This window comes from Geodermatophilus sabuli, assembly GCF_900215145.1.
GTDB classification, from domain to species: Bacteria; Actinomycetota; Actinomycetes; order Mycobacteriales; family Geodermatophilaceae; genus Geodermatophilus; species Geodermatophilus sabuli.
This window is the reverse complement of the sequence record NZ_OBDO01000001.1, coordinates 325102-337972: the sequence shown is the minus strand read 5'-3', so window position 1 is coordinate 337972 and position 12871 is coordinate 325102. Positions and strand designations below refer to the sequence as shown.

Annotated in this window: 12 protein-coding genes, 1 tRNA gene and 1 pseudogene; 7 read left to right on the top strand and 7 right to left on the bottom strand. The window is 75.3% G+C overall.

Features of this window, described 5'->3' with window-relative positions; genetic code table 11:
- Both selA and CRP39_RS26575 read right to left on the bottom strand, forming a co-directional pair.
- A complete protein-coding gene (selA, locus tag CRP39_RS01700; RefSeq protein ID WP_097203800.1) occupies nt 1-1311 on the bottom strand; it encodes an L-seryl-tRNA(Sec) selenium transferase in 1311 nt (436 codons plus the stop codon).
- Between the two features lie 38 nt (nt 1312-1349).
- Nucleotides 1350-1445 (bottom strand) — tRNA-OTHER (locus CRP39_RS26575).
- A gap of 76 nt (nt 1446-1521) precedes the next feature.
- Between CRP39_RS26575 and selD the strand changes: the two genes are divergently transcribed.
- The 6 genes from selD (at nt 1522) to CRP39_RS01670 (ending at nt 5250) form a co-directional block, all read left to right on the top strand.
- Entirely contained in the window at nt 1522-2529 is a 1008-nt protein-coding gene (gene selD / locus CRP39_RS01695; protein ID WP_216359571.1) for a selenide, water dikinase SelD, read from the top strand.
- 83 nt (nt 2530-2612) lie between these two features.
- On the top strand, nt 2613-3578 hold the full coding sequence (locus CRP39_RS01690) for a zinc-binding dehydrogenase (protein ID WP_097203799.1): 966 nt from the start codon (nt 2613-2615) through the stop codon (nt 3576-3578).
- 35 nt (nt 3579-3613) lie between these two features.
- On the top strand, nt 3614-4075 hold the full coding sequence (locus CRP39_RS01685) for a YbaK/EbsC family protein (protein WP_097203797.1): 462 nt from the start codon (nt 3614-3616) through the stop codon (nt 4073-4075).
- Between the two features lie 25 nt (nt 4076-4100).
- Entirely contained in the window at nt 4101-4409 is a 309-nt protein-coding gene (locus CRP39_RS01680; protein WP_097203795.1) for a hypothetical protein, read from the top strand.
- A gap of 62 nt (nt 4410-4471) precedes the next feature.
- A complete protein-coding gene (locus tag CRP39_RS01675; RefSeq protein WP_097203794.1) occupies nt 4472-4705 on the top strand; it encodes a helix-turn-helix domain-containing protein in 234 nt (77 codons plus the stop codon).
- 2 nt (nt 4706-4707) lie between these two features.
- Complete coding sequence (locus CRP39_RS01670) at nt 4708-5250, top strand: Clp protease N-terminal domain-containing protein (RefSeq protein ID WP_097203792.1); 543 nt, start codon at nt 4708-4710, stop codon at nt 5248-5250.
- Between the two features lie 24 nt (nt 5251-5274).
- On the opposite strand, the gene CRP39_RS01665 is transcribed toward CRP39_RS01670, so the two are convergent.
- Nucleotides 5275-5931 carry an MOSC domain-containing protein gene (locus CRP39_RS01665; protein WP_097203790.1) on the bottom strand — a complete coding sequence of 219 codons (657 nt, stop codon included), beginning with the start codon at nt 5929-5931 and terminating at the stop codon, nt 5275-5277.
- Complete coding sequence (gene lepA / locus CRP39_RS01660) at nt 5928-7772, bottom strand: translation elongation factor 4 (RefSeq protein ID WP_097203789.1); 1845 nt, start codon at nt 7770-7772, stop codon at nt 5928-5930. The genes CRP39_RS01665 and lepA overlap by 4 nt, the downstream gene beginning before the upstream one ends.
- 182 nt (nt 7773-7954) lie before the next feature.
- Between lepA and rpsT the strand changes: the two genes are divergently transcribed.
- Complete coding sequence (gene rpsT, locus CRP39_RS01655; RefSeq protein ID WP_097203787.1) at nt 7955-8221, top strand: 30S ribosomal protein S20; 267 nt, start codon at nt 7955-7957, stop codon at nt 8219-8221.
- A gap of 102 nt (nt 8222-8323) precedes the next feature.
- Here rpsT and holA read toward each other — a convergent pair whose 3' ends face one another.
- The 3 genes and pseudogenes from holA to CRP39_RS01645 form a co-directional block, all read right to left on the bottom strand.
- Nucleotides 8324-9316, bottom strand: a complete 993-nt coding sequence (gene holA, locus CRP39_RS27330) for a DNA polymerase III subunit delta (RefSeq protein ID WP_245853489.1) — start codon at nt 9314-9316, stop codon at nt 8324-8326.
- A gap of 496 nt (nt 9317-9812) precedes the next feature.
- Nucleotides 9813-11186 (bottom strand): annotated as a pseudogene (locus tag CRP39_RS27325) (ComEC/Rec2 family competence protein); the annotation flags it as partial.
- A 689-nt stretch (nt 11187-11875) separates the two neighbouring features.
- Complete coding sequence (locus CRP39_RS01645; protein ID WP_097203785.1) at nt 11876-12799, bottom strand: ComEA family DNA-binding protein; 924 nt, start codon at nt 12797-12799, stop codon at nt 11876-11878.
- Nucleotides 12800-12871: the final 72 nt, after the last annotated feature.

Sequence of the window (12871 nt, the reverse complement as noted above, 5' to 3'; positions counted from 1 at the left end):
TCACGCCGCGTCCTCCGCGACGGCCAGCACCGCGCCGGCCAGCGCGTCGTCGGCCGCGGGCGGCAGGCTGCGCAGGTCGAGCAGGGTGCGGTTCCCGGCGACGTAGCCGACCACCGGCGGCGTCCCGGCGCGCAGCGGCTCAGCGAGGTCGCCGGGCAGGGAGACCGCTGCGCTCGGCAGCGGGTGCTCCGGCGCCCCGCCACCCCCGACGCGGGCCTCGGAGTCGACGGCCACCGCGTCGAGCCCGGCCGCGGCGAGCCGGGCGGCGAGGGCCGCGGCCCGCCGGCGCAGCCCGGCGAGGTCCGCGGCGAGCATCTCCTGCACCGGCGGCAGCGGTCCGCGCAGCGTCGCCTCCAGGGCGGCCAGTGTCGTCTTGTCGACCCGCAGGGCGCGGTAGAGCGGGTGCCGGCGCAGCCGCTGCACCAGGTCGGCCCGGCCGAGCACCAGCCCGGCCTGCGGTCCGCCCAGCAGCTTGTCGCCGCTGGCCAGCACGAGGTCGGCGCCGTCGGCGAGGGTGGTCTGCAGGTCCGGCTCGTCCGGCAGCGCCGGGTGCGGGCGCAGCAGCCCCGAGCCGACGTCGGCGACCAGCGGGACACCACTGCCCGACAGCGCGGCGGCGAGCTCGGCCACCGGCACGGCCCGGGTGAACCCGCGGACGACGAAGTTCGACGGGTGCACCTTCAGCACCGCGCCGGTCTCCTCGTGCAGGGCGTCGCGGTAGTCGTCGAGGGTCACCCGGTTCGTCGTCCCGACCTCGCGCAGCCGGGCGCCGGTGGCCACCAGCAGCTCGGGGATGCGGAAGCCGTCGCCGATCTCGACCAGCTCGCCGCGGGCGATGACCAGCTCCCCGCCGAGCGCGGTGGCCACCAGGGCGAGCGCGGCGGCGCAGTTGTTGACCACGATCGCCGCCTGGGCCGCGGGCACCGCGGCGAGCAGCGCGGTGATCGCCGCCGCACCGCGGGGGCCGCGGCGACCGGTGACCAGGTCGAGCTCGACGTCGGTGGTGCCGCCGGCCGCCGCGATCGCCGCGACCGCGGCCGCGGACAGCGGGGACCGGCCGAGGTTGGTGTGCACCAGCACACCGGTGGCGTTGAGCACCGGCCGCAGGCTGCTCGCCGTCGGCGGCAGGCCGGCCAGGACGGCGGCCACGGCGTCGCCGGGCCCGACCTCGCCGTCCCGGATCCGCTGCTGGACCTCCTGGACGGCGGACTTGACCAGCTCGCGACCGAGCCGGTCGACGGCGGGTGCGAGCTCGGGGTCGGCGAGCAGCGTGTCGGTGCGGGGCACCTGCCGCCGCGGGTCGGCGCTCATCGCTGCGGAGCGTAGGCGCCGACCCGCGTGCAGGTGGATGGCGGAGGCGGACGGGAATCGAACCCGCCTGACCGAGCTGCTCGGCCACGTCGGCTTTAGAGGCCGCGGGGGCCACCAGGCGCCCTGACGCCTCCGCCGGACAGCCTAGGCCCTGGTCGGGAGGCCCACGCGGTGGCGCGGGCCCCGTCGGCGCGGGGATACGGTCGGGCCGTGACGACCGCGCCCGCCCGCATCCGGCTCACCCAGTACGCGCACGGAGGTGGGTGCGCCTGCAAGATCCCGCCCGGCGAGCTCGAGGCCGTCGTCGCCGGGCTGACCGCCACCGGGCCGCGCGACCCCGCCGCCGAGCTCGTCGTCGGCCTGGACGACGGCGACGACGCAGCCGTGGTCCGCATCGCGGGCGGGCAGGGTCTGGTGCTCACCACCGACTTCTTCACCCCGGTCGTCGACGACGCGTACACCTTCGGCCGGATCGCCGCGGCCAACGCGCTCTCCGACGTCTACGCGATGGGCGGCACCCCGGTCGTCGCGGTCAACCTGCTCGGCTGGCCGCGGGACGTGCTGCCCGCCGAGCTCGCCGCGGAGGTGCTGCGCGGCGGGCTGGAGGTCGCCCAGGAGGCCGGCTGCCACGTGGGGGGCGGGCACTCGATCGACGACCCCGAACCGAAGTACGGGATGGCCGTCACCGGTGTTGTCGACCTCGACCGGCTCATCACCAACTCCGGCGCCGTCGCCGGGACGCCGCTGTCCCTGACCAAGCCCCTCGGCGTCGGCGTGCTCAACAGCCGGATGAAGGCGACCGGCGAGGTCTCCGACGAGGCCGTCGCCGCGATGACCACGCTCAACCGGGACGCCGGGCGGGCCGCGGTCGCCGCGGGCATCCGGGCCGGCACTGACGTCACCGGCTTCGGTCTGCTCGGCCACCTCTACAAGATGGCGCGCGCCAGCGGGGTGACCGCGGTGGTCGACGCCGCCGCCGTCCCCTACCTGGCCGGGGCGCGGGAGGCCCTGGCCGACGGCCACGTCTCCGGCGGGACCCGCCGCAACCTCGACTGGGTGCGCCCGCACACCGACCTGTCCGCGGTCTCCGAGGACGAGGCCCTCCTGCTGGCGGACGCGCAGACCTCGGGCGGGCTGCTGCTGGGCGGCGAGGTGCCGGGAGCGCCGGTGATCGGCGAGTTCGTGCCCCGCGGGGAGCACGTCGTCATCGTCCGCTGACCTCCCAGCTGCCGGTTCCCGCGGGAACCGGCAGGTGGGAGGTGCCGTCGCAGCCGTCGGTGACCTCGGTTACGTTGCGGGGCATGCTCGCTGCCTTCGTCTCGACGCCCGCCCCGAAGGACCCGCTCTCCGTACTGGAGATCGGTGAGCGCCCCGAGCCGGAGGCGCCCGACGGCTGGACGACCGTGGCGGTCAAAGCCGCGTCGCTGAACCACCACGACCTGTTCAGCCTGCGCGGGGTCGGCCTGCCCGAGGAGCGGATGCCGATGATCCTCGGCACCGACGCCGCCGGGCTGGACGAGGACGGCAACGAGGTGATCGTGCACGGCGTCGTGGCCAGCCCGGGCTGGACCGGTGACGAGACGCTGGACCCGAAGCGCTCCCTCTTCTCCGAGCTGCACCAGGGCACCATGGCCGAGCGGGTCGCCGTGCCGCGGCGGAACCTGGTGCCCAAGCCCGCCGGGCTCTCGTTCGCCGAGGCCGCGTGCCTGCCCACGGCCTGGCTGACCGCCTACCGGATGCTGTTCGTGAAGTCGGGGCTGCGCCCGGGGTCGACGGTGCTCGTGCAGGGCGCCAGCGGCGGCGTCGCCACGGCGCTGGTGAGCCTCGGCCGGGCGGCCGGCTACCGGATGTGGGTGACCGGGCGCAGCGACGCGAAGCGGCAGGCGGCGCTCGCCCTCGGCGCGGAGCAGGCCTTCGAGACCGGCGCCCGGCTGCCCGAGCGGGTGGACGGCGTCATGGAGACCGTCGGCGACGCCACCTGGAGTCACAGCGTCAAGTCGCTGCGGCCCGGCGGCGTGATCGTCACCTCCGGCGCCACCACCGGCTTCAACCCGGGCGCCGAGCTGAACCGGGTGTTCTTCACCCAGTTGTCGGTCATCGGCTCCACGATGGGCACCCGCGAGGAGCTGGAGTCGCTGGTGCGGATGTGCGCGGTGACCGGCGTCCGCCCCGTCATCGACGTGGAGGTGCCCCTGGCCGAGGCGCGCGAGGGCTTCGCGCGGATGCTGGAGGGCCGGACCGCCGGCAAGATCGTCTTCACCCTGTGAGCGGAGCGTCCCCCGGGAGCGGATCGGATGACGCGGTGACGCCGGTCCAGCGGGTGGTCGCCGCCCTGCACGCGGCCGGCGTCGACGCGGGGGTCCGCCGCCTCGACGTCCCCGTGCCGACCGCGGCGGCCGCGGCCGAGGCGCTCGGCTGCGACGTCGGCGCGATCGCCAACAGCCTGGTCTTCGACGCCGACGGCGAGCCGCTGCTGGTGCTCGCCAGCGGCGCGCACCGCGTCGACACGGCGAAGGTGGCGGCGCTGGTGGGCGCGACCCGCGTGCGGCGGGCCAGCAGTGCGTTCGTCACCGCCGCCACCGGCCAGGAGGTCGGCGGGGTCGCCCCGACCGGTCACCCGGCTCCCCTGCGGACCGTCGTCGACGTCGACCTCGCGGCGTACCCGTTGCTCTGGGCCGGCGGCGGCGACCACCACACCATGTTCTCCGTGAACTACGCCGACCTGCTCCGGCTGACCGGCGGCGAGGAGGCGGCCGTCGCCTGAGCGGTGACGGAGGGAGGAGCCCGAGGTGATCGCCCGCATCTGGCGCGGCTGGGTCCGGACCGAGGACCGCGCCGCCTACGCCGACTACATCGAGGCCACCGGCATCGCCCACTACCGGCGGACGCCCGGCAACCAGGGCGCGCACATGCTGCTGCGCGATCTGGACGACGGCCGGACCGAGGTGGTCACGCTGAGCTTCTGGACCTCCTACGACGCGATCCGGGCGTTCGCCGGCGAGGACGTCTCCGCCGCCGTCTTCTACCCCGAGGACGACCGCTACCTCGTCGACCGCGAGGTCACCGTCACCCACTTCGACGTGCACGGCGCCGCCTGAGCGGGACCCTGCTCGTCAAAGTGGGTTGACAGGCGCCCGGTATGTCAACCACAGTTGACGCCATGGCCGACACGACGCAGGTGGCCTCCGCCGCCAGCAGCCGAGACCCCGCCGTGGGACTGAAGGCGGTCCGCGCGCTGCGGGTGCTGGTGGAACGGCTGGAGGCCCTCCAGGTGGACAACGCCCGCGACCAGGGGTGGACGTGGGAGCAGATCGCCCAGCTCCTCGGCGTCACCCGCCAGGCGGTGCACAAGAAGTACGCAGGCGGCCGCGGGCCGCTCCGGCGGAAGGACTGACGATGTTCGAACGGTTCACCTCCAGCGCCCGGGACGTCGTCGTCCGGGCCCAGGTCGAGGCGCGCGACCTGCGATCCGAACAGATCGGGACCGAGCACCTGTTGCTCGCGCTGCTCGCCCAGCCGGACACCGCGACCGCCGCGGTCCTCCAGCGGCACGGGCTGACCCACCGGGACGCGGTCGAGGCGCTGGCCGGCCACCTCGGCGGGAACGACCTGGACGCCGACGCGCTGAGCACCCTCGGCATCGACCTGGACGCGGTCCGGGAGAGCGTGGAGGCCACCTTCGGCCCCGGCGCGCTCGAGGGCGGACGGCGCAGCGCGGGCGGACCCCGGTGGCACATCCCGTTCAGCCCGCGGGCGAAGAAGGTGCTGGAACTGGCCCTGCGCGAGGCGATCGCCCTCAAGCAGAAGTCGATCTCCGACCCGCACATCGCACTCGGCCTGCTCCGCGAGGGCCAGGGGCTGGCGATGAAGGTGTTGCACGACCGCGGCATCGACGTCGGCCTCATCCGCGAGGACCTCGTCGCCGCGCTGCGGTCCTGAGGCCGGACGCGCGGATCGCCGTCGTCAGAGGACGGCGGCGGTCCGCGCGGCGATGCGCGCGGCGATCTTCGGCTGGTCCTTCAGCGGCAGGTACCGCAGGGCCGGCTCCAGCTGCGGCAACCGGTACTTCTGCGTGGTGTAGGCGCGGAAGACCAGGCCGACGCTGACCTCGTGGTCGGGCCGGTCGACGACCTCGACCTCGTCGCCGGCGCCCACCTCGCCGGTCTCCAGCACGCGCAGGTAGGTGCCGACGGTGCCCCGGGCGGTGAACCGCCTGACCAGGTCCGGCACGTCCCAGAAGCGGGCGAAGTTGGCACACGGGATCCGCGGCGCGGTGACCTCCAGCAGCGCCATCCCCACCCGCCAGCGCTCGCCCAGCAGCGCCTCGGTGAGGTCCAGGCCCGAGGTGCGCAGGTTCTCGCCGAACCGGCCCGGCGGCAGCTCACGGTCCAGCTCGGCGACCCACCAGTCGGCGTCCTCCTGGGCGTAGGCGTAGAGCGCCTGCCCCTCGCCGCCGTGGTACTTGCGGTTGACCTGGACGTCGCCGTCCAGACCGAGCTCGCCGACGGCCACCCGGCCGGCCACGGGCTTCTTGTCGATGCCGCTGCGACCCGGCCGGCGTCCGGGCAGCGGCAGCAGCTCGCTGCCGGACACGCAGACCGCGTCGAGCCGGCCGATCACTTCTTGGAGGCGGTGGACTCGTTGGTGGAGAGAGCGGCGACGAACGCCTCCTGGGGGACCTCGACGCGGCCGACCATCTTCATCCGCTTCTTGCCCTCCTTCTGCTTCTCCAGCAGCTTCCGCTTGCGGGTGATGTCACCGCCGTAGCACTTGGCGAGGACGTCCTTGCGGATGGCGCGGACGGTCTCGCGGGCGATGACCCGCGAGCCGACGGCGGCCTGGATGGGCACCTCGAACTGCTGGCGCGGGATGAGCTCGCGCAGCTTGCCGGCCATCATCACGCCGTAGCTGTAGGCCTTGTCCTTGTGCACGATCGCGCTGAACGCGTCGACCGCCTCACCCTGCAGGAGGATGTCCACCTTCACCAGCGAGGACTCCTGCTCACCGGCCTCGGCGTAGTCGAGGGAGGCGTAGCCGCGGGTGCGGGACTTCAGCGCGTCGAAGAAGTCGAAGATGATCTCGCCGAGCGGCAGCGTGTAGCGCAGCTCGACCCGGGACTCCGACAGGTAGTCCATGCCGCCCAGCTGTCCCCGGCGGCTCTGGCACAGCTCCATGATCGCGCCGGTGTAGTCGCTGGGCGCGATGATCGTCGCGCTGACGACCGGCTCGAAGACCTTGTCGATCTTGCCCTCGGGCCAGTCGCTGGGGTTGGTGACGGTGATCTCCGAGCCGTCCTCCATGACCACCCGGTAGACGACGTTCGGCGCGGTGGAGATGAGGCTGATGCCGGCCTCGCGCTCCAGCCGCTCGCGCACGATCTCCAGGTGCAGCAGGCCGAGGAAGCCGACGCGGAACCCGAAGCCCAGCGCGGCGGAGGTCTCCGGCTCGTAGGTCAACGCGGCGTCGTTGAGCAGCAGCTTGTCCAGGGCCTCACGCAGCAGCGGGTACTCACTGCCGTCGATCGGATAGAGCCCGGAGTAGACCATCGGCTTGGGGTCGCGGTACCCGCCGATCGACTCGGTGGCCGGCTTGTGCTGCAGGGTGACGGTGTCGCCGACGCGGGACTGGCGGACGTCCTTCACCCCGGTGATGAAGTAGCCGACCTCCCCGACGCCGAGGCTCTCGACCGGCTTGGGCTCCGGGGAGATGACGCCGATCTCGAGCAGCTCGTGGGTCGCGCCGGTCGACATCATCCTGATCCGGTCACGGGCGGCGATCCGGCCGTCGACGACACGGACGTAGGTGATGACGCCGCGGTAGATGTCGTAGACGGAGTCGAAGATCATCGCGCGGGCGGGAGCGTCGGCGTCCCCGGTCGGGGCCGGGATCTGCGCGACGATCGCGTCGAGCAGCTCGGGCACGCCCTCGCCGGTCTTGCCGCTGACGCGCAGGACCTCGTCCGGGTCGCAGCCGATGATGTGGGCGAGCTCCGCGGCGTACTTCTCCGGCTGGGCGGCCGGGAGGTCGATCTTGTTGAGGACCGGGATGATCGTGAGGTCGTTCTCCATGGCCAGGTAGAGGTTGGCCAGGGTCTGCGCCTCGATGCCCTGCGCGGCGTCGACGAGCAGGACCGCGCCCTCGCAGGCGGCCAGCGACCGGGACACCTCGTAGGTGAAGTCGACGTGCCCGGGGGTGTCGATCATGTGCAGGACGTGGTCGGCGCCGGCGTGCGTGCCGGAGCGCGGCGTCCAGGGCAGGCGGACGTTCTGCGCCTTGATGGTGATGCCGCGTTCGCGTTCGATGTCCATCCGGTCGAGGTACTGCGCCCGCATCTGGCGCCCCTCGACGATCCCGGTGACCTCGAGCATCCGGTCGGCCAGCGTCGACTTGCCGTGGTCGATGTGGGCGATGATGCAGAAGTTCCGGATGATGGCCGGGTCGGTGGCAGCAGGAGTCGTCACAGTGCCCCCATCGTCCCACGGGTCGGCGCGAGGTCCAGCCATTGCCCGGACCTGCGCGGGTGTACCCGCGGGTTGGGCGCGCGCGGGCGACGCTGGTATCTTGGCAGACCGGTCCGCTGGCGCCTGTCGTCCGGACGCACTGTCAGAAGTACTCCCTCCCGAGAGACACCCGAGGCTCACGCGTGGCGAACATCAAGTCCCAGATGAAGCGGATCAAGACCAACGAGAAGGCGCGTCAGCGCAACGTTGCCGTCAAGTCCGCCCTCAAGACGGCCGTCCGGCGTTTCCGCACCGCCGCTGACGCCGGGGACGCCGCGGCCGCGACCGCCGCTCTCCAGGTGGCCAGCAAGGCGCTGGACAAGGCCGCCAGCAAGGGCGTCATCCACAAGAACCAGGCCGCCAACCGCAAGTCGGGCATGGCCAAGCAGGTCGCCAAGCTCGGCGCCTGACACTCCTCGCAGAGAGCCCCCCTCCCCTCGCGGGACGGGGGCTCTTCGCGTTTCCGGCGGGTACGCTCCGCTCGCGTTCGGGCGGGTGCGCTCCGCGGTCGCTCAGCCGCGGACGCCGCGGCCGGTGGCGGCGCGGATCGCGACGATGCGGCGGACCGCTCGCTCCAACGCGTAGTCGGGGCTGGCCGCCGCCCCCTTGACGTCGGCGTTGAGCTCCGCGGCCACCCCGATCGCCTGCTGCAGCCCCTCGATGCTCCAGCCGCGCGCCTGGCTCTGGGCCTTCTTGACCTTCCACGGCGGCAGCTTCAGCGTCCGGGCCAGCTCCCCGAGGTTGGTGGTGCGCAGTGAGGAGACCCGTGCCGCCGTCCGTACGCCGTCGGCGATGGCGTCGGCGATCAGGACGTGCGCGACCCCGCCCTGCAGGGCCCACCGCAGCATCTCCAGCGATCCCTGCCGGTCCCCCACCAGCACGCGCTCGGCGACGGTGAAGCCGGTGACCTCGGCCTGACCCCGGTGGAACCGCGCCACGGCGTCGGCGTCGACCGTCCCGCCGAAGTCCGACACCAGCTGGCCCGCCGCGGACGACAGCTGGCGCAGGTCCGCCCCGATCGCCTCGACCAGCGCGCTCGCGGCGTCCGGCGTGATGCGCCCACCGGCCGAGCGCACCTCGTTGCGCACGAAGGCGATCCGGTCCCCCACCGAGCTGACCTTCGGGCACTCGTCGACGGCCGCACCGGCCGCGGTGAACGCCTTGAGCAGTGCCTCGTTGCGCTTGCCCCCCGAGTGCACCACCACGAGCGTGAGGTCGGGGTCGGGGTCCTTCGCGTAGCCGGTGAGGGCGTCGACGAGCGCGGACGCCGCCTCGTGCACACCGGTGACGACGACCAGCCGGTGCCCGCCGAACAGCGACGGCGCGAGGACGTCGGCGAGCTGGCCGACCGGCAGCCCGAGGGCGGGCAGCTCGTACAGCTCGGCGTCCGGGTGGCGCTCGAGGACGGCGGCGCGGACGGCGGAGACGGCGCGGGCCCGCAGGAGCTCCTCCTCGCCGACCACGGCGCGCAGGCGTGAGGTCGGGGCGGGGGGTGCTGCTGCCACACCGGCATGGTGCCACGCGCCGGGGACGGTCCGGCCGGCCCGCGCCGGGAGCGCCCACCGCTCGGCGGGCCCGCGCCGGCAGCGCCCGGCCGACGTCCACCGGCGCCAGGGCCGCGTCGTCGGAGCCCCATGGCGCGCTCGTGGGCGGGAGCCCCGGGCCGGAGCGGCCGACGGCCGTTCCGGCGGGGAGCCCGGTGACGGGACGGCCGGTGCCGGGGCGGCCGGCCGCCGTCCCGGCGGGTGCGGCGCCGCGTCCGGCGACGCCCCACCGGCCGGCCCCCCCGGCGACGGCGAGGTCACCCTCCCCGTCGGTCCGGTGCACCCGCATCCCCTCCCGGGCCAGCCACGACAGCACGCGCGACGTGGGGTGGCCGTAGGGGTTGTCGGCACCCACCGAGACCAGGGCCACCCGGGCACCGGTGGCGGCGAGGAAGCCGCGGTCAGCGTCGGCGCTGCCGTGGTGCGGCACCTTGAGCACGTCGGCGCGCAGGTCCACGCCGCGCGCGACGATCCGCGCCTGCGCTTCACCGCCGAGGTCCCCGGTGAGCAGCACCCGCACCCCGTGGCGGGTGACCCGGACGACGAGCGACAGGTCGTTGGGCTCGGCCGTGGCCGAGGCCAGCTCCGGAGGCGGTGCGAGGACCTCCACGGTTGCGTTGCCGATCGTGCGCAGGTCGCCGGGGTGCAGCTCCGAGCGCGCGGCACCGGCCCGCCGGGTGAGCTCGTCCAGCCGGTCGACGCGGTCGTCGGCCGGTGAGAGCGCACCGGTGGCGACGGTCCCGACGGCCCGCCCGGCGAGCGCCCCCGCGAGGCCCTCGGCGTGGTCGGCGTCGAGGTGGGTCAGGAGGACCAGCGGCAGGCGGTCGATGCCGAGGCGGTCCAGACAGCGGTCGACGGCGCCGACGTCCGGCCCGGCGTCGACCAGCACCCCCTCGCCCGGGCCGGTGGGGACGACGAGGGCGTCGCCCTGGCCGACGTCGCAGGCGACCAGCACGGTGTCCGACGGGGGCCACCCGCGGGTGACCTGGCGGATCGGCCAGCCCAGGACGACCACGCCGACGAGGGCGGCCAGCGCCAGGGCCCGCGACCTCGGGAAGCGCCAGAGCAGCCAGCCGACGGCCAGCAGCAGGACGGTCAGCAGCATCGCCCCCCGTGTGCCGGCCGGCCAGGCCGTCGCGCCGTCCGGGAGCGCCGCGGCCAGCTCGGCCACCACGACCAGCCAACGGACCGGCCACCCGGCCAGCCACACGAGGGGATCCCCCAGGGCCGGCACGACCACCCCGACCAGGGCCGCCAGCAGGCCGAGCACGGTGGCGACCGGCACGACGGGAGCGGCCAGCAGGTTCGCCGGCAGCGAGACGGGGCTGACCAGACCGGACAACCCGGCCACCAGCGGGGCGGTGGCGAGGCCGGCCGCGGCGGCCACGGCCACCGCGTCGGCGAGCAGCTGCGGCCAGCCGCGGGCTCGCAACCGGCGCGACCAGCCGGGAGCCAGCAGCACGATGGCCGCGGTGGCCAGCACGGAGAGCGCGAAGCCGGCGTCCCTCGCGAGCTGCGGGTCGAGCAGCAGCAGGACGACGACGGCGGCACCGAGCGCCGGCACGGCGGCGCGTGGCCGGCCGCCGGCCAGCGCGAGCAGCGTGACCGCACCCATCGCCGCCGCCCGGACGACGCTCGCGCTGGGCCGGGCGAGCAGCACGAACCCGACCAGGGCCAGGACACCGACGAGCGCCTGGACCCGGCGGTCGACCGCCCGCCGCCGCAGCGGGACGAGCACGCCGGACAGCACGATCGCCACGTTGGCCCCGCTGACGGCGGTGAGGTGCGCGAGCCCGGCGCGCCGGAAGTCCTCCTCGAGGACGGGGTCCATCGCCCGGGTGTCCCCCATCACGAGGCCCGGGAGCAGCCCACCCGCCTGCGGGCCGAGCACCCGCACGGCGGACGCGGAGAACGCGTCCCGGATCGTCCCGGCCACCCGCTGACCCCAGGGCGCACCGCCCAGCGGGGTCGGTGGCGCGCGGGCCGCCACCCGGGCCACCAGCCCGTCGCCCGGGTCCGCCGGCGTGACCGTGGCCCGGAGGCGCACCGCCTGCCCCGGCAGCAGCCCCCGCCACTCCTCGGCGGGCGCGAAGAGCACCACGTCGTCGGCCAGCCGGGTCCGGGTACTGCCGTCGTCCAGCCGGGTGACCGTGGCCTCGACGACCACCCGCGGCGGGCCGGCACCGCGCACGGTCCGGGGGTCGCCGTCGAGTTCCACGTCCAGCAGCACCGTCCGCCGCGCCTCGGCCACCGCGACCAGGGGGGAGGACTCCCGTGCCGCGGCCCGGACCGCGGCGGTGCCGGCGGTGACGGCCACCGCGGCGAGGACCCCCAGCAGCACCACCGCCGCGGCGGAACGGCGGCGGCGCGCGGCCGGCACCGCCGCGACCGTGGCCGCCAGCGCGGTCGCGGCCAGGGCGCCCGGGGACAGGAGTCCGGCGACGAGGGTGGTCGCCCAGACGGCGGCAGCGGCGGGTGCCAGCCGCAGGTCGACCCACGTCCAGCGCCCGTGCGGCACCGTCACACGGTCACCAGCTCGGCCAGCTCCGCGTAGGTGGCCGGCCCGATGCCCGGCACGTCGTCCAGTTGCTCGACACTGGTGAACCGCCCCTGCTGCTCCCGATGCTCGACGATCCGCTGGGCGAGGACCGGGCCGATGCCGGGCAGCGCGTCGAGGTCGGCCGCGGTCGCGGTGTTCAGGTCGACCCGGCCGGGGGCCGCCGGACCGGGCGCGGCGGCCCCGCTCCCGGCCGCACCCGGCACCCCCACCGCGACCTGCTCGCCGTCGGACACGACCGCCGCCAGGTTGACCGAAGCGATGTCGGCCTCCGGCAGCAGGCCGCCGGCGGCCGCCACGGCATCGGCGACCCGGGCGCCAGCCGGGACGACGACCAGGCCCGGCCTCGCCACCAGGCCGACCACGGCGACGACCACGGTGGCGGAGCTGTCCGCCGCGACCCCGACCGACGGGCTGGCCGGCGCACCGGCGGACGAGGCGTCGGAGGGCGAGGCACCGGCGGACGGAGCGTCGGGCGGTGGGGCGTCGGTCGCCGGTGCCTCCGCTGAGGTGCCGGCCGACGCCGACGTGCCGGGAGCCGGCTGCACCCGGGGACGGTCGACCCAGGTGAGCACCGCGACGAGCACCGCGGCGAGCAGTCCGGCCACCCAGAGTGCCCACGCGCCGCGCCGGCCCGGGTCCAGGCGCACCGCGCTGCCCGGTGCGCGGTGCCGTCCGATGCCGTCGGGGAGCTCGGCGGCCCTCCCCCGTTCCTCGTACTCGTCCGGCGCGGAGGGCGTACCGGCCTCGTCGGCCCAGGCCTCCTCCTCGTCGACCGGTTCGTCCGCGGGCACCCAGCCGGTCGGCCCGCCCCGCTCGTCGAGCAACGCACGCAGCCGTGCGCGGATCAGGTCGGCGTCGTCGCTGCGACGGGAGGAGAGGCGCACCGGCCGGACGCTAGGCAGCGCCCGGCCCGCGCACGGCGGTTGCTGCGCGGCTGTGGACGGGGGCCGTGGCTG